At 36.5% G+C, this 16,028-nt stretch carries 17 protein-coding genes and 1 pseudogene; 4 read left to right on the forward strand and 14 right to left on the reverse strand.

Annotated features, from left to right (window positions below; translation table 11 throughout):
* Window positions 1–215: 215 nt before the first annotated feature.
* From AC1DOS_RS02660 to AC1DOS_RS02670, 3 genes are all read right to left on the reverse strand, one after another.
* Window positions 216–665 (reverse strand): GNAT family N-acetyltransferase, encoded by a 450-nt coding sequence (locus AC1DOS_RS02660; RefSeq protein WP_477536300.1) that lies wholly within the window; start codon window positions 663–665, stop codon window positions 216–218.
* An 842-nt stretch (window positions 666–1,507) separates the two neighbouring features.
* Window positions 1,508–2,137: a YczE/YyaS/YitT family protein gene (locus tag AC1DOS_RS02665; protein ID WP_477532605.1), complete on the reverse strand. Its 630-nt coding sequence runs from the start codon at window positions 2,135–2,137 to the stop codon at window positions 1,508–1,510.
* The gene (locus AC1DOS_RS02670) at window positions 2,134–2,835 is read right to left on the reverse strand and encodes a YjjG family noncanonical pyrimidine nucleotidase (protein WP_477536301.1); all 702 of its coding nucleotides are present in this window, start codon (window positions 2,833–2,835) and stop codon (window positions 2,134–2,136) included. The genes AC1DOS_RS02665 and AC1DOS_RS02670 overlap by 4 nt, the downstream gene beginning before the upstream one ends.
* A gap of 77 nt (window positions 2,836–2,912) precedes the next feature.
* Between AC1DOS_RS02670 and yeiL the strand changes: the two genes are divergently transcribed.
* Window positions 2,913–3,584: a transcriptional regulator YeiL gene (gene yeiL / locus AC1DOS_RS02675; protein WP_477536302.1), complete on the forward strand. Its 672-nt coding sequence runs from the start codon at window positions 2,913–2,915 to the stop codon at window positions 3,582–3,584.
* Window positions 3,585–4,172: 588 nt separating this feature from the next.
* On the opposite strand, the gene AC1DOS_RS02680 is transcribed toward yeiL, so the two are convergent.
* From AC1DOS_RS02680 to AC1DOS_RS02710, 7 genes and pseudogenes are all read right to left on the reverse strand, one after another.
* A complete protein-coding gene (locus AC1DOS_RS02680) occupies window positions 4,173–4,781 on the reverse strand; it encodes a TetR/AcrR family transcriptional regulator (RefSeq protein ID WP_477536303.1) in 609 nt (202 codons plus the stop codon).
* 336 nt (window positions 4,782–5,117) lie between these two features.
* Window positions 5,118–5,303 carry a hypothetical protein gene (locus AC1DOS_RS02685; RefSeq protein WP_477536292.1) on the reverse strand — a complete coding sequence of 62 codons (186 nt, stop codon included), beginning with the start codon at window positions 5,301–5,303 and terminating at the stop codon, window positions 5,118–5,120.
* 97 nt (window positions 5,304–5,400) lie between these two features.
* On the reverse strand, window positions 5,401–5,829 hold the full coding sequence (locus tag AC1DOS_RS02690) for a GNAT family N-acetyltransferase (RefSeq protein ID WP_477536304.1): 429 nt from the start codon (window positions 5,827–5,829) through the stop codon (window positions 5,401–5,403).
* A 331-nt stretch (window positions 5,830–6,160) separates the two neighbouring features.
* Window positions 6,161–7,518: pseudogene (locus AC1DOS_RS02695) on the reverse strand (IS1182 family transposase).
* Window positions 7,519–7,735: 217 nt separating this feature from the next.
* Complete coding sequence (cydS, locus tag AC1DOS_RS02700; protein ID WP_477536305.1) at window positions 7,736–7,843, reverse strand: cytochrome bd oxidase small subunit CydS family protein; 108 nt, start codon at window positions 7,841–7,843, stop codon at window positions 7,736–7,738.
* Between the two features lie 14 nt (window positions 7,844–7,857).
* Window positions 7,858–8,883, reverse strand: coding sequence for a cytochrome d ubiquinol oxidase subunit II (locus AC1DOS_RS02705; protein WP_477536331.1), 1,026 nt, complete (start codon window positions 8,881–8,883; stop codon window positions 7,858–7,860).
* A 2-nt stretch (window positions 8,884–8,885) separates the two neighbouring features.
* On the reverse strand, window positions 8,886–10,232 hold the full coding sequence (locus AC1DOS_RS02710; RefSeq protein ID WP_477536306.1) for a cytochrome ubiquinol oxidase subunit I: 1,347 nt from the start codon (window positions 10,230–10,232) through the stop codon (window positions 8,886–8,888).
* A 280-nt stretch (window positions 10,233–10,512) separates the two neighbouring features.
* Between AC1DOS_RS02710 and AC1DOS_RS02715 the strand changes: the two genes are divergently transcribed.
* Window positions 10,513–10,947: an NUDIX hydrolase gene (locus AC1DOS_RS02715; protein WP_477536307.1), complete on the forward strand. Its 435-nt coding sequence runs from the start codon at window positions 10,513–10,515 to the stop codon at window positions 10,945–10,947.
* 18 nt (window positions 10,948–10,965) lie between these two features.
* Entirely contained in the window at window positions 10,966–11,460 is a 495-nt protein-coding gene (locus tag AC1DOS_RS02720) for an N-acetyltransferase family protein (protein ID WP_477536308.1), read from the forward strand.
* 124 nt (window positions 11,461–11,584) lie between these two features.
* Here AC1DOS_RS02720 and AC1DOS_RS02725 read toward each other — a convergent pair whose 3' ends face one another.
* From AC1DOS_RS02725 to AC1DOS_RS02735, 3 genes are all read right to left on the reverse strand, one after another.
* Window positions 11,585–11,800 carry an alpha/beta-type small acid-soluble spore protein gene (locus AC1DOS_RS02725; RefSeq protein WP_108587094.1) on the reverse strand — a complete coding sequence of 72 codons (216 nt, stop codon included), beginning with the start codon at window positions 11,798–11,800 and terminating at the stop codon, window positions 11,585–11,587.
* A 277-nt stretch (window positions 11,801–12,077) separates the two neighbouring features.
* Window positions 12,078–12,989 (reverse strand): diacylglycerol kinase, encoded by a 912-nt coding sequence (locus AC1DOS_RS02730; RefSeq protein ID WP_477536309.1) that lies wholly within the window; start codon window positions 12,987–12,989, stop codon window positions 12,078–12,080.
* Window positions 12,990–13,153: 164 nt separating this feature from the next.
* Entirely contained in the window at window positions 13,154–13,723 is a 570-nt protein-coding gene (locus AC1DOS_RS02735) for a thioredoxin family protein (RefSeq protein WP_477536310.1), read from the reverse strand.
* 130 nt (window positions 13,724–13,853) lie between these two features.
* On the opposite strand from AC1DOS_RS02735, the gene AC1DOS_RS02740 reads away from it, so the two are divergent.
* The gene (locus tag AC1DOS_RS02740) at window positions 13,854–15,182 is read left to right on the forward strand and encodes a TrkH family potassium uptake protein (protein WP_477536311.1); all 1,329 of its coding nucleotides are present in this window, start codon (window positions 13,854–13,856) and stop codon (window positions 15,180–15,182) included.
* Here the strand turns inward: AC1DOS_RS02740 and AC1DOS_RS02745 are convergent.
* The gene (locus AC1DOS_RS02745) at window positions 15,172–15,768 is read right to left on the reverse strand and encodes a cupin domain-containing protein (RefSeq protein WP_477536312.1); all 597 of its coding nucleotides are present in this window, start codon (window positions 15,766–15,768) and stop codon (window positions 15,172–15,174) included. The two genes, AC1DOS_RS02740 and AC1DOS_RS02745, sit on opposite strands and share 11 nt — an antisense overlap.
* Window positions 15,769–16,028: the final 260 nt, after the last annotated feature.

The following is a 16,028-nucleotide window of genomic DNA, read 5'->3' on the forward strand; positions in this document are numbered from 1 at the left end:
TTACGACCACTATTCTTATTGAGCTAACCTGCCCCTTTAGTTAAAGAAGAAAAAAAGAGCTGTATGCACAGCTCAACAATTTTTTACCAAAGCCCCCGTTAGTTCAACAAGAAAGAAGCATTGTATGTTCCCACTACGACATAAAAAGTCAGCAAATCTCTGCTGACTTAAAGACCTCTTTTTGAGTTAATTCAGTCGTTACTTCAATAAGAATATTATAATTTCTTTTCGTAAAAGGTTAGAGATATATTTTCATTTACTGTGATTTCTTTAATATTTTCGAAATCATTCTTTTTATAAAAACTTACTGCTGGAGTATTTTTAGAGCCTGTCGCTACTTTTATTTTTTCAGCTTCGAAATTTCTTGTTACATAATCTAAAAGTTTCTGAGCAATCCCTTTTCTAAAATGGGTTGGATGCACAATTAGTCTGTGTATATCAACAACATTATCTTCTACTTCCAATGATATTGCACCACATAGTTCTTCATCTTCATAATAACCAAAGAAAATTTCTTCGCATTCTTGCAATGTTTTGACTGTATCTTTCAAWGGTGGTATTTCATCGGAACCGATTATTTCTGCCTCTACTTTATAGGATGGTATTTGAATGTTTAATACATCTTTAGCGTTATCTCTAACACTAATGTCAATTATTTTAATCAATTTATCCCCTCATCCAATTATTTTTTCTTTTTCAACTAACCTGCAAGTTGTATTACAAAATCCATTTCCATTGTACCAAAATTACACAGTTGGAAGGCGTTAAAAAAACGAGTAAAGCATTTGCTGCACTTTATTTTCMTGATGTGCCACAAAAAAGCCGACTAAATGTTGGCTTAATTTATTAAACTAAAGCACCCGTTAGTTGAAGAAGAAATGGGGGCTTAATTAAATTAAGTTCCTACGTTACAATGAATATTTACAATTAAATCTATTTCGGCTTACACTCAAAAGAATAACTGCTTGTGACATTATTATGAATTTCTAATATGACTTCTCCACCATTATCATAGCAACCAGTGAGCAATAAATTAATCGCTTTATTATTGAAATAACTATCGGTATGCGTAATAAAAGACACTCCAAATAAAGCGATAACGAAAATCCATAAAACGCCTTTTAAATCCTTTTTTTAAAGATACTCATTTTCATCCCCTCCTTTATTTCAATTGAACTAATTTATTCCTTTACTTTATTACGCTTAAAAGCAATAGAAGTTCCAATTTTTCTCAAAAATAAAGCTCCCCTTATTGAACTAACCTGCCCCTTTAGTTTAATAAGAAAAAGAGCCGTTTTATCAGCTCAATGATCCTCAAGTAAAGCACCCGTTAGCCATACATGTAGTGCAAAATCAGCGCTACACCACAGAGGATAAAAATGTGTGCAAAACGGGTCGATATTATCAATAATAAGAGTTCTTTTATTTTCGTGGGAGTTGAACAACGAAAAAGCAGATTTCATTATTAAAACTTCACCTTGAACCCTAAAGTTTTTAGTCTTGCTTTTTATTGAGTTTTTGGTTTCAGCTGATAGTTTTCAAATTTCAAACGTGTATAAGAAATAATGCCGGATAAAAAGAAGAAGCTGATAATCGTTCCTTCTCGAATATTGAATTGTAAATTGTATAGTAGTGATATTGTTATTGAAAGAAGAATTGAGAATAAATCGACACTATATCTGTATTGAGAGAAAGTGAGTTTTGTTAATTCGGCTATTCGTAAACATAAACTTTCAATTGGAAAAGGAATAATATCTAATGATAAAATAATGCCTGTTGTTCCACCGGCTAGTATCACACCGAAAATAAATAGTCCGACTCTTACTAAATAATTCTCTATATGAATCGTACCGAAAATAGTATAGAGGAAAAAATTAATAACCATTCCAAAGAACAAGATGGAAATGAACATCAAAGTAAATTTTCTAAAATCCTTTTTTTCGCTTAGGCAAATATAAACGATTAGAAAAATGAGATTTGCAATGAATGTAATTGTGCCAACTTTTATGGAAGTCCATTCAGAGATGGATAAATTCATCGCATTAAAACCACTTACTCCAATACCCGCCTTTAATGTAATACTTATACCAATAGCGCTTACTATATAGAGTAGAATCGATTGAATTACTTTTTTCATGATTGTTCCTCTAATAAGTCCATTATTTGCATTAAATTTGGTATCGTATATGTGCTCTTAGGTGAACCTGATTTAGGCATGTTTCGCTTAGGGTTAAACCATACACAATCAATTCCGACATTGATAGCTCCTTGAATATCCGATGTTAAACGATCACCTATCATTAATAATTCTTCTTTTCGGCTTATATTCAGGGCATCAAAAATATAGTAAAAAAAATGGGGATTCGGTTTTTCATAACCCATTTCTTCGGAGATAAAAAGTTGTTCAAAATATCCTTCTAGCATGGCATCTCTTAATCTTTTTCTTTGAGTCTTTCCTACACCGTTTGTTCCAATATATAATTTATAATCTTGCTTACTTAAAGCATTTAATAATTCATGTGCATGGATAACGGTCTTATGTCCTTGGTTTAAATGCTCACGGTACAAAGCTTCAACTTTTGCTCCGTTTTCATCTATATGAAATTCCTTCAAAAAAAGTGAAAAACGCGTTGTCAGCACTTGTTCACGAGTAATCAAGCCTTTCTCTAACTCATGCCATAATCTCTCATTAATGCGCTTATAACTTGCAATGATTTGTTTGTTATAAGGCAACTCGTATCGTGTAATAATTTGTATTAAAGCCTTTTCTTCTGAATCTTGAAAATCAAGGATTGTGTCATCTAAGTCAAAAATAATATGTTTGTATTTGTTCATTCCTATTCACCTCTGGGTAGTAATATATCGAAAATAAGAATATGATAATAGGAGATATCTCATATTGAGGTGATAAAGTGGAAAAAATCAATTTGGAGGATTACGCTGAAAATTTTGTAGATATATATAATGATATTCAAGAAACTTTTCCGAAAGCTGTGTTACATCAGGCTTTTATTTGTAAGTTTTCTTCTAATGAATATATAGTGCGCTTTGATGAAGATATTCAGTACTTATTTTTATTATTGGATGGGCGGGCAAAAATATATATAGTACACGAAAATGGAAAACGTGCGCTGATTCAGTTTCTAAAGAAAGATGATTTTATTGGTGAATTATCKTTGATTGAGGTGGAAAAGAATTTAAAAGATGTTGTGGCTATAAACGACTGCACTTGCTTAGCGGTTCCATTGGCTTCATCGAAAGAGCATCTGTTAAATGACAATCTTTTTCTCTTTAATTTATCAAAATATTTAGGTAATAAATTACTTAAAAGAACGGATCATTACACAGATATGCAGGATTATGAATTCAAAAATCGATTAGCGAAATATATTCTTCAAATAGAAAACGATGGTTGCTTTCAAGAGAAACATACCGAAACAGCAGAATACATGGGGGTAAGCTATCGACATTTATTATACACACTTAACCAATTCCACGAAGACGGGTTATTAGAAAAAAAAGGTAGGAAATACATTATCATTGATGAAGAAAAGTTAGAAAGAATGAGTTTAAAAAAGGATTAATTATGTTGATTTGATAAATTGAAATATAAACAAGTGCCGAACCCGTGCGGGAAACTGGCGGTTATGACAAATGGAGGTCTTTGGACCGATTGAGGCACAGTGCTTGTTTTACTGTGATTATAATTCGGGTCGAGGCCTTTTTTGCGTTTGAAAGTTTGGGCGCTACAATTACGTCCAAGATCGAGTAAGGCAATAAATAGAAAAAGACTATTCCAAGTTGAAAGCTGCAGCAATCGTCACAAAAGAAGTTGGCCATGAACGAGTAGATGTCGTTCATGTGTATTAGGGAGACAAAGGTTGAATTTAACTTAAAAAGATCGATTTCTCTTATAAGAAATCGACCTTTCCTATTTTTTTTCTTCCACTAAAGCACCCGTTAGTTGAAGAAGAAAATAGACACTTATTCAACAATCACGCCCCTTTTATGGAGTAACTAAAACCTGTTCTAAATCTTAGATTTATATAAATCTTCTTTCGCGAAAACGCCCTTGCTATTCCGATTATGTATAAAAAAGACCCTCCTTTAATTCAGGAAAGCCTCTTTAATTTATTTGTTTATCTTCTTCATGAAGCCTCTAAACGCCTGGCTTAGCTAGCAGACAATGCATCCCAGATGCTCATCAATTTAGTTATGGCAGCATCGATTATCTCGTATGGAACACCGTCCAGAGCTTGTGTCGAAATTCCTCGAAGAAATGTATCAAATAAGGTTACTAGCATGAGGATATCCGTAGAATCAGGCAACTCTCCATTTGCTACGGCTCGTTCTATACAATCCTTAATCCAATCGCGAACCTTTTCTCGTTCCTTGGCAAGAATATCTCGAATGTGTTTTTGCTCAGGAGAACAGTTTACAGCGGACAAAACCAATAGACAGCCTAGAGGGTGTGACCTCTCTGTCTGCATCCGTGCCGATCGCCGTAATCCCTGCTCGATGGCTGCTTTCGATGTAATCCTCGTATCGCAGAAACTTTCCGAAACCTGACCATAAGTAGTGATATACTGATGAATCGCTTCGCGGAACAGTGCTTCCTTGGACTCGAACGCAGCGTAAAAACTTGCGGGAGAAATACCCCCCATCGCAGCACGCAACTGAGCAAGTGAAGTGGATTCAAAGCCGTGTTCCCAGAATAAAAGCATTGCGGCAACAACCGCCTCGTCACGATTGAATTCGCGGGGGCGTCCAGTTCGTGGCATAAGATGACCTCCTTTATTAATTATATAATAATCGTTCCAGAAGTACTTGACAAGTGAATGTGGTTGGATGCTCCATTGCAATCGTACCTCCCAACCCACTTCTTAAACTCCAAACAAGTTATTCTATCATTTTCAGTTAGTTGTGATTTTCCGTGTCTGATCAATGATATCTCCATAACAATCTCCTCGAATTCAACTTCACTCATTACCAATAACTGTTATTTTTTGCAAGAAGTTTAGAAATCCTTCTTCCACTAAACTGCCCCGTTAGTTCAATAAGAAAGAGCTGAATAAGCAGCCCGATGATCTACACCTAAAGCACCCGAAGAAGTCGTTTTATCTATCATTATCTAAATCATCATCAAGAAAAGATTTTTTATCATCTTTAATTCCATACTTTTTTTTAAGAAAATCACCAATTATCGAATTGTTAATACCTCTTTTAACGGCTGTTTCTATAACGATAAAGAGAAAAAATAAGCCAACAAAATAAAAGATAATATATAGACCAAATGCCTCCATTAACAATCACCACTACCAAATTTTACCACAAATAATCTAACCCCTTATTGAACTAACCTGTCCCGTTAGTTCAATAAGCATATTAATAAACTATCTACTAAATATTCAAATCCTTCTTTAAATAATAATGCTTAAAGTGTCTGCCAACATTATCAATACTTCCAAACACTTGATAGCCATTTTTTTCATAAAAGTCTAGTGCCTGAAAACTTAAGGTATCTACCTTTATGAAATCGCATTTTTTTTCTAATGCAATCTTCTCTATTTCTAATAATAGTTTGGTACCATAACCAAATCTCCGAATTTCCTCATCTACCATTAAAGTGTGAATCTCTAACCAATTCCAACACACTTCGCCTAATAAACCACCCCGAACTAGACCATTTTCTTCTCTAATAAATAAACTGATTTGTTCGTACCTTCCTCTTAAATCCTCTGGAAAATGAGCCAAGTTATATTTAAAAAGCTGGTTATTAATGTGATTTTTGTCGTCATTATTTAATTCTCTTGTGATGTGAAAACTCATTATACATTTCTCCTTTTACTTATTCATTACTTATTCTTCAAGAAAACACCAAATACCTATTAATCTGTTTCTTACACAACCTGCCTCTTTAGTTGAAAAACAATAGCACGAACTTAGACACTACACCTATCATTACATTACCATATTATTGATGTACTACCTTTTATTATTAGAAATAATATTTTATTAAACGTAAAAAAGCATTGCTAAAAGCAATGCTACAGATTGTAGACAAAAAGGTGTTTGGAATGGTTTTATTCCGAACACCTTTTTTGATTTTGTTTGATTTTTAGCCATTCTTGTGAAGAGTAGACCTCTCCAGAGGTCATTATTAGACCATTTTAGGAGCTCGCCATGTCCAATTGGCGAGTTTCTTTAAATTCATGGCAGCGAAAGTAAGCATCGCCTGCATCGACAATTTTTTAAGTCCCCTTAACGTTGTCCAACGCATGCCATGCTTTTCTTTTGCATCTGCGAATACACGCTCAATTGTTTCTTTGCGTTTCGCATAGATGGGTTTTACATCTTCATGATGTCGAAGATGATCAGCTTCCTCGACGTATGCCTGCCATATATGACGTGTCACCACTTTTTGGTGATCTCGACTTTCTGTACATTGCACTAGGAATGGACACGCCGCACAAATGGGCTTCGGTGACTTGTACTCACGATATCCTTCTTTATTCGTTGTCGAATATTTCAAGACCTCGCCCGCTGGGCAAAGGTAACAGTCAAAGTGTTCATCATATACATAATCGTGTTTACGGAAGAATCCTTCCTTAGTCCGGGGCGTGTGTACGGTAAGGCAGGTGTAATCTCGTTTTCTAATAAATAATTTGTAATGGCAGGTGTTTTATAAGCTGCATCTGCCGCAACAGCTTCAGGTTTCCCAACATTCTCAATCACTTGTTCAACTAACGGCTCTAACATATTACTATCATGTGTGTTACCTGGTGTTACAATCGTCCCTAAGACAAAACCGTTTCGGTCTGCAGCGGCATGGAAAGAATAAGCGAACTGCTTTGTCCGTTCATCTTTAACATAGTATCCACTCTCTGGATCGGTTGTGCTTTCTTTGATTTCTTTCGATTCTTCCTTATTGAACTTATCTGGTGGGAATGGCTTTTTCCCATGATCTTCACGGTCTTGATTAATCTCTCCTTGAAGGCGTTCTTGATAAGCTCGTGTTTCTTTGCGAACGACTTTCTTTTCGAATTTGCGCTTATTTGCACTAGCCTTTACATGTGTTGAATCAATGAATATATGTTCTGCACTAATTAACTTCTTATCGGTAGCTTGTTTTAATATACGATAGAAGATTTGTTCGAAAAGGTCTGTGTCTTTAAAGCGGCGCTCGTAGTTTTTACCAAACGTTGAGAAGTGTGGCACTTTATCATGAAAACCGTAACCTAGGAACCAACGATAGGCCATRTTCGTCTCGACTTCTTCGATGGTCTTACGCATCGAGCGAATACCGAAGGTATATTGAATGAATGTCAGTTTAACTAAGATAACAGGGTCAATACTTGGGCGACCTAGCTCTGAATACATATCATTTACCAAATCATAAATAAAAGAGAAATCAAGCGCCGACTCAATTTTACGAACAAGATGGTTCGCGGGTACAAGTTGGTCTAAAGCAATCATTTCAATTTGGTCTCTTTGAATAGAATTATGTTTTGAAAGCATCGTAGTCACCTCAAGATTTTTATACTTCTATTATAAAAACAAAAAAAACTGTAGGCAAACTCGATTTTATCGAGTTTGTCTACAGTCTGAAGCATTGCTAAAAGCAATGCTAATTTGTACGTTAATATGACGTTATTTGTAATGCATCTGTCGAGTTATTTAAACTTTTTACCACTCAACTGTACGGGTTAAATAAATCTTATCCAAGCGTTTTGATTTATTCTTTTTCCCGTAAAGGTCCGTCTTTAGGAGCGAACCAAAATGCTGTGATAATCGAGACAATTAAAACGATAAATGGTGCGTAAAACATTAAGAACTCAGTCATGTGATTGGCCTCCTTTAGGCATGGTAATCCTTGTTTCCACGAACGTAGTCTTTATTGAATAAGAATAGTCTCAACAATAGATACAACGAAGGAAGCAATAATCCTAAACCGGCAATAAACGCAACAATTAATGCAATCGCCATTGCTTCGTTTGTAAAGCTATCGTAGATTGTTAAATATGGATACAACAAGTACGGGTAATGCGAAACCCCGTAACCGAAGAATGCTAATGCAAATTGACCAGCTAATAAGCCAAATGCTAGACCATAGTTTTTGCGTTTCCAAATGAGCCATACTGTTCCGACAAACAGCAAGAAGGACAGTCCGAATACCCACCATAAATCCAGGATGCGCGCATAGTGTTCAGGGTTATGACTGCGCAATTCGAAAATGATGCCTCCTGCTGTTATCATCGTTGGTAAAGACCAGATGAGTGCATATTTCCGTAGTAGATCCGTCGCAGATGAATCTCCCGCTTTATTAGCATACCACGTTAAAAATACTGCCGAGATATACAACAATGCGGTTATACTCAATACGACAATACTCCAAGTTAATGGACTCGTAAATAATCCGAAGTAATCTAAGACAGGATTTCCATTTACCATGGAAATAAATCCACCTTCAGAAATCGTCAGTACGACGGAAAGTGATGCTGGGATAAATAAACCTGATATCCCGTACATGAACGTATAACCTTTGTGTCCATATGAACCATACATAGCAAACGCATAATACGAACCGCGTATTGCTAGTAAGACAATCGCTATACTTGCTGGTACCAATAGTGTCGTTCCATAATAGAAGGCAGTTTTCGGGAAGAATCCGATAACACCAACGAAGAAGAACACTAGAAACACATTAGTTACTTCCCACACAGGTGATAAATAGCGTTCTATAATATTTGTTAAAATATGTTCACGTCTTGTTAATGTGTTGTACGCATTGAAAAATCCTGCACCAAAGTCAATCRATGCCACGATAACATAACCGAATAAAAACATCCATAAGACGGAAATTCCGATAATTTCGAGTGTCAGTGTCATGTAATGTCACCGTCCTGTTCTTTACGTCGATCTTCAATTTCTTGTTCAACTGGATTCTTTTTAAACATACGTCTAAGTACGACAATACTGCCGATTCCAAGGATTAAATAAAGACCTGCGAATAATGCGAGCATAAGATCTACTTGACCACTTGTGGTTGCAGCATCTTCAGTACGCATAATGCCTCTCAACACCCAAGGTTGGCGACCTACTTCTGCGAACCACCAACCTGCTTCGATTGCGAGCAAAGCAAGAGGACCACCTGCAACAAGTATCCAGCGGAACCATTTGGTCTGAACGAACGACCATCTTCTCCAAGTTGCCAAGGCATATAACGCCGATAATCCTGTCAGCGATACCCCAATTGTTACCATTAAGTCAAATAAGTAGTGAATATAAAGTGGTGGTACTTCATCTTCAGGGAATTGATCAAGACCCTGAACTTCGGCAAATGGATTACCATGTGCCAACACACTGAGTGCATATGGAATTTTAATTGCATACTTCACTTCACCATCGTCTAAAACACCATACATAACCAGTGATGCATTTTCTTCTGTTTCAAAATGCCATTCAGCGGCAGCTAATTTTTCAGGTTGGTATTCTGCTAAATATTTTCCGGAAAAGTCCCCGATAATAGCAGTTGCTATAGAGAAAATCAGCCCTAGTTTTAACGTTAAGAATAATGCTTTTTTGTGATAGATATGATTTGAACCTTTTAACAATCGGTAAGCAGCAATTGATGCTAATACGAATGCTGACGTCATGTATGCGGTTGCTACAACATGAGCAACCTTAGTAGGCATTGCTGGGTTAAACATTGCTAGTAGTGGGTTAATGTTGATTAATTCCCCATTTACTAAATCAAATCCTTGTGGCGCGTTCATAAACGAATTTACGATTGTAATGAATACGGCTGAGAAAGATGCCCCGATCGCAACGGGTATAAGGATTAATAAATGCTTTTTCTGATTTTCAAAACGATCCCAAGTGTATAAATAAATTCCTAAGAAAATAGCTTCAAAGAAAAAAGCAAACGTTTCCATAAAGAGTGGTAAAGCAATAACATTACCCGCTAGTTCCATAAAGTTCGGCCACAATAAAGATAGTTGGAGTCCGATGGCTGTCCCTGTTACGACTCCGACGGCAACTGTGATTACAAAACCACGAGCCCAGCGTCTTGCAAGTAATATATAATGTTCATCATTTTTCTTAATTCCGACCCACTGAGCAATCATGATCATGAGCGGAACACCTACACCAATCGTGGCATAAAGAATATGAAACGATAGTGTCAATTCTGTTAAAATGCGACTAAAGAATACAGCTTCTTCATTTCCCATCTGATTACCCTCCTATTAACTACCGAAAATCCGACCTAGTATTGACAACATCATAATGGCTGCAACTATAAATACAACCCACATCAATTTTCTCTCATGATTTTTATACATGTAGTCACCACCCTTACTTCCTATCATACCCCATTTGAACTTCTTTAAAATAACTGGATGTATCCATTTTGTCACGCACTTGTGAAGGAAATGTGAAAACCATCACAAATTAATATTGCGAAAGTTTGGATTATTTTGTATTCTAATTAATCATACTTAAATGATAGAGGTGCATAAATTGAAAATAAAGCGGAAAGTCCTTGCCTATATTACAAAAGGACAAGAACCTAATTTAGAATTGCTTGTTTTTGAACACAAAGACTTTCCTGAAGCTGGCTTGCAAGTTCCTGCTGGCACCATCGAAGAAGATGAACTATTAATTGATGCTCTTTACCGAGAAATTAATGAAGAAACTGGTCTCGTTCGAGATGCTCTGTATTTTATGGGCAAAATTCATAAATATAACTACTATCCACAAGGAAAAGATATGGTCCATGAGCGTAATTTCTTCCACTTGAATTACGCTGGTGAACAAGTGAACTGGGAACACAATGTCGTAAGTAATGGTCTAGATAACGGTTTGACATTCAAATTTCGCTTCGAACCAATAAAGACGTTACCTGAACTTTCAGGTGAACAAGGTGAAGCATTGAAAATGATGTAGATTCAAGGAGGAAGTAAATTGAATATCAGACCTATTGAAGTAAGGGATGCAGAACAATATTTAGCACTTAGCAAAAAACTAGATGAGTCGAACTTTATGTTACATGAACCCGGTGAGAGAAAAACAACTCTTGAACAGCAGACAAAATCGATAGAAACAATTTTATCTAAAAAGAATAACATCATCTTTGTTGCAGAAGTTGAAGGCAATTTGGTGGGATTCATTGCAGCAATCGGCAACCAATTCCAACGTAACAAGCACTGTGCTTATTTAGTGATAGGCGTACTTGATATGTACCAAGGACAAGGAATCGCAACGAAATTATTCAATCGCGTATTTGATTGGGCGAAAGAAGTCAAACTGTCCAGACTTGAACTTACGGTTATTAAAGATAATAACAAAGCATTTAATCTCTACAAAAAAATGGGATTCACCTTGGAAGGTGAGAAAGTAAATTCATTAATCATCGATGGCAACCCAACGAGTGAGTATTATTTATATAAGTTGTTGTGACGAGAAAAGAGCGCTTCCCAGATTTCCAGGAAACGCTCTTTATTATTAAAAATTAACATTCATTTTTCATGAATGATTAACACCTTTAATTACACACTACTGTACAGAGTGCTTTACATTTTCGTTATTTGTTTGTTGTATTCCCGCCAATTTGTTGTTGAGCCATCTGAACTAAGCGTTTTGTAATTTCTCCACCAACTGAACCGTTTGCACGAGAAGTAGCATCTGCTCCTAGGGAAACACCAAACTCTTGCGCGATTTCATATTTCATTTGGTCTAAAGCTTGTTTTGCTCCAGGAACTTCAAGTTTGTTACGACTTCCAGAATTATTGTTAGCCATATCTGTCACCTCCTTGCAATGTAGAATGCTCCGTTTCGAACATTTCATTCGTGATTACAAGTTGTTAATTTATAGCTAAATTTCCTTGTGGAGGGTTGGGTGTTTTTTCTATGAGCGGTTCTTTGTCGACCATGCGCGGATTTTTGTCGGCTACGAGCGGATCTCTGTCGACTATGCCCGGATTTTTGTTGGCTACGAGCGGATCTCTGTCGACTATGCGCGAATCCCCTAAAAAACCAAAAACCACTACCCAAAAAGGTAGTGGTCATTAGTTAATTCAAGGACGATCTTGTTCACGAATGTCATTTATCGGAACAAACACTTCAATATGACGATGTAAATTTTCAAAGACTGCAGGTGCATTACCACCGTATTCACCGTCTAAATTTAGTTGCACATGGGCGTCAGCTGTCACTTTTATGTGACTCGCTTTTTTATAAATCACCAGTGGATCCTCTAAATGATTACCGCCTATTGCAAGTGTTGCTAAACGGATAAACTCTGCGATGTTACATTTTTTCAAGATTAACAAGGTGAACTTCCCGTCGTTAATACTTGAATTTGGTGCAAGTTTTTCAAATCCACCTACGGAATTGGTTAATCCGACTAGGAACATCATGGCCTCATCGTCAAATACTTCATCATCGTACTCGATTCGTACTTGAGAAGCTCGAATTGATGGTAACATTTCGATGCCTTTTAAGTAATACGCAAGTTGACCAAGAACTGTTTTTAAMTTACTTGGAACGTCATACGTCAATTCGGTTAACTTTCCACCGCCCGCGATATTAATAAAATAGCGATCGTTGACAACGCCAACATCTACCGGAATGGTTTCTTCCGCTATAATTATGTTCACCGCTTTAGTAATATCGCGAGGAATGCGCAGTGCTCTAGCAAAGTCATTCGTAGTTCCCATTGGAATCAGCCCGACTTTCGGACGTTTTTCAAAACCACTTATTCCTGCAACGACTTCGTTTAACGTACCATCGCCACCTGCTGCTACTACTAGATCAAAACCTCGTTCGACTGCATGTTTAGCCGCCTCTACTGCATCGCCTTCACAAGTCGTCGCGTGACACGACGTTTCGTACCCAGCCTTCTCTAATTTCTCTAATACTTCTGGCAAGTGTTTTTTGAATAATTCTCGGCCAGATGTAGGATTATAAATAATACGTGCACGTTTCATACACACATTTCCTTCCTGCTTTACATTTTCAACAATTAATAGGACTTATACGCGATTAAAAAGTTGCATCTGTAGTTCGTCGCAATCTATTACCCACGAAAAGAAGCCGGACAACTGCCTCGGCTTGATTCCTTTATTATATACGAATGCAAGCGTTAGAACAATTATGATTGTTTTTGGAGTGCTGCTGTAAATTCTTTGCGAATGTCTTCATATACCCATAACCAGTATTCTGGCGTTGAAATATACTCTGCAGTAATCTTTTCAATAAATTGTTTTTGCTTGTCTTTAAATGTTGGATCCTCTGAATTCGGTAGATCTTGGCGGAGTTTTAGGACGTATTCTTGTAATTGCGGAGCACGAGGACCCCATTTTGAAATGACTTCACCTTGCTGATTTAATAATAAATATACGGGAATTGAACGCCCTCCATTTGTTAAGTAGCGATCCATTAAATCTAACGTCTGATCTCGGTAAACTACTCGAACTTCTACATCAGCCGCTTCCGCAACACGACGAATAATTGAGTTATTCAACATCGCATCGCCACACCAATCTTCAGTAATACCCAAAATGCGTGGTGATTTTTCTTTTAATAACGTAATAAACTCATCGTCTTGAGGAACATGAAACTGATCATAAATTACTTGGCTATTTTCTTTATTAGAGCCCATTTTGTCCATATATTCATTTAGAGAAATCGCTTCCTCAAAATACTGTTGTTCAGTTTTCATTGACTAACCAACTCCTTTGCAATCAGTTTACTCGCTTCATTCAAATGAATCAAATATCTTGTTGACAGTTTAATTAAAGAAGCATAGAGTTAGCTATTATTTTGATTCTTTAAAATTAGGAAGTGCTTGGATGCGGAACATTAAAAAGAAAAGTTTTAAAATCTCACCCCCGCTCGTAATAGCAAGAAGTTTTTTGATTTTAATATTTATAGGGACCCTTTGTTTAAAGCTCCCTTTTGCTACGACAACACCCATTTCTTGGACTGATGCCTTGTTTGTTTCGACTTCAGCAACAACCGTGACTGGTCTGAGTGTTTTTGATCCTGGAACTACGTTGACTGTATTTGGTGAAGTCGTTTTAATGATTCTTATCCAATGTGGCGGGATTGGGTTAATGACATTTGCGATAGCTTTACTGATTTTGCTAGGAAAGAGAGTTGGTCTTCAAAATCGGATTTACCTGCAAGAGTCTTTTAATCAAAACTCCGTTGGTGGCATCGTCAAATTAGTAAAATTAATTTTAACTTTTGTATTAACAGTTCAATCTATTGCTATTGTCATCATGACGCTCCATTGGCTTCCGAAATTCGGATTTACAGAAGCACTCTACTTAAGTGTCTTTCATGTCATTTCAGCTTTTAATAATGCGGGCTTTGCTTTATTTCCAGATAACTTAATTGGGTTTTCTGGTGATCCCATTGTCAATATCATATTATCAGGATTATTTATTTTAGGTGGGCTTGGTTTCACTGTCGTTATCGATCTTTATCAGAAAAACTCATTTAGAAAATGGTCTCTCCACACGAAAATGATGATTATTGGTACGATTATCATTAACATCATTGCGGCTCTCACGATTTTCTTATTGGAATACGGTAATCCGGATACTCTTGGTAATATGCCTTTATATGAAAAAATAATGACTGCCTATTTCCAAGGTGTAACCCCTCGAACTGCTGGTTTTAACACAGTCAATTATGGAATGATGGAAGATCCTACACTCTTGTTTACTATGATGCTTATGTTTATTGGTGCAGGGAGTGCTTCGACGGCCTCAGGGATAAAATTAACAACCTTTATGGTTGTCATTCTTGCCACAATAGCTTTTTTGAGACAACGAGGAGAACCCGATTTGTTCGGCCGTTCGATTCGTCTCGATACGGTAATTCGCTCACTTGCGATTACCACTATTAGTTTATTACTCGTGACGGCCTTTATCTTCATGTTGACCATTACAGAAAAAATCCCTTTCTTACCTCTCGCGTTCGAGGTTGTCTCCGCATTTGGCACAGTCGGATTGTCGATGGGAATTACTGGTCAACTAAGCGATTTAGGTGAAGTTTTATTATGTATTGTCATGTTTGTAGGACGGATTGGATCGCTAACTTTGTTCTTCCTCCTAATGAAACCGAAAAAAGCAAACTACCGTTATCCATATGATCAAGTATTTACAGGATGATTGTAAAGCCTCTCGATATTCTCGAGAGGCTTTTGTGTATGATTAATTGATACTTTTTAAGCGATTTGTCCATACCTAACCTTTGCCCAATAGACGCTTCATTTCCAAATACCACTTTTTGAATAAATAATGGCACACCTGCTAAATTTGTATTTTGCATTTTTAACATCATAGCTAAATGAAAAATGTTTTTCGGAATGCTTTTTTTATTAGCCTTCCCATCCGCAATCAAGCCATAACCCATTCGCATTGATTCCTCAAATTGAGAACCAGGTGTAAGTGTTACAAAAAATGTGACTGGTTGATTCGATACATTAGAGAATCGATGGTGCACTTTCTTATCAACAAGCAATTGATCATGCTCTCTTAATATATTTACTTCATTGTTGACTTGAACAGTCAATTCTCCTTCAATTACTTCAAATAGTACTTCAAATGCCAAATGATAATGTAAAGGCGGACCTTCTGAATGAGGCGGTAGATAAACTTTTATTAGAATATATTTCCCATTTGTTTCTTGAGAACTCTTCAGAAAAGTAATCTGCTCCCCAGTAAAAACATTGACGATTGTTTGATTAGAACTCATCACTTCACTCCTTTCCTTATTGTTTTTACCGAACGTTCTTCCTCACACAATGCAGCCTTATAAAATCTATTCGTTATTACTCAAAGTAATGCCTTTTATGTAAAAAATTGCTTCTTTATTAGTACTACTAAATTTGAATAGCGTTTGGATAAGCCTATTTAAGTTTTAGATACAGTAAAGTAAGTTTCATAAACAGCAAAGAGTCAGTTGGTGTCCAACTGACTTCATTCCAGCACTTAAACGCTCAAAAGAGTTCTGTC

The sequence above is a fragment of the Paenisporosarcina sp. P5_A11 genome, from assembly GCF_056400705.1.

Bases quoted from the DNA above. Each gene is read 5' to 3' on its own strand.
- AC1DOS_RS02665 (WP_477532605.1), bottom strand. From the start codon at position 2,137: ATGAAAAAAGTAATTCAATCGATTCTACTCTATATAGTAAGCGCTATT.
- AC1DOS_RS02685 (WP_477536292.1), bottom strand. From the start codon at position 5,303: ATGGAGGCATTTGGTCTATATATTATCTTTTATTTTGTTGGCTTATTT.
- AC1DOS_RS02745 (WP_477536312.1), bottom strand. From the start codon at position 15,768: ATGAGTTCTAATCAAACAATCGTCAATGTTTTTACTGGGGAGCAGATT.
- AC1DOS_RS02690 (WP_477536304.1), bottom strand. From the start codon at position 5,829: ATGAGTTTTCACATCACAAGAGAATTAAATAATGACGACAAAAATCAC.
- AC1DOS_RS02670 (WP_477536301.1), bottom strand. From the start codon at position 2,835: ATGAACAAATACAAACATATTATTTTTGACTTAGATGACACAATCCTT.
- AC1DOS_RS02735 (WP_477536310.1), bottom strand. From the start codon at position 13,723: ATGAAAACTGAACAACAGTATTTTGAGGAAGCGATTTCTCTAAATGAA.
- AC1DOS_RS02710 (WP_477536306.1), bottom strand. From the start codon at position 10,232: ATGGGAAATGAAGAAGCTGTATTCTTTAGTCGCATTTTAACAGAATTG.
- AC1DOS_RS02725 (WP_108587094.1), bottom strand. From the start codon at position 11,800: ATGGCTAACAATAATTCTGGAAGTCGTAACAAACTTGAAGTTCCTGGA.
- cydS (WP_477536305.1), bottom strand. From the start codon at position 7,843: ATGACTGAGTTCTTAATGTTTTACGCACCATTTATCGTTTTAATTGTC.
- AC1DOS_RS02680 (WP_477536303.1), bottom strand. From the start codon at position 4,781: ATGCCACGAACTGGACGCCCCCGCGAATTCAATCGTGACGAGGCGGTT.
- AC1DOS_RS02740 (WP_477536311.1), top strand. From the start codon at position 13,854: ATGCGGAACATTAAAAAGAAAAGTTTTAAAATCTCACCCCCGCTCGTA.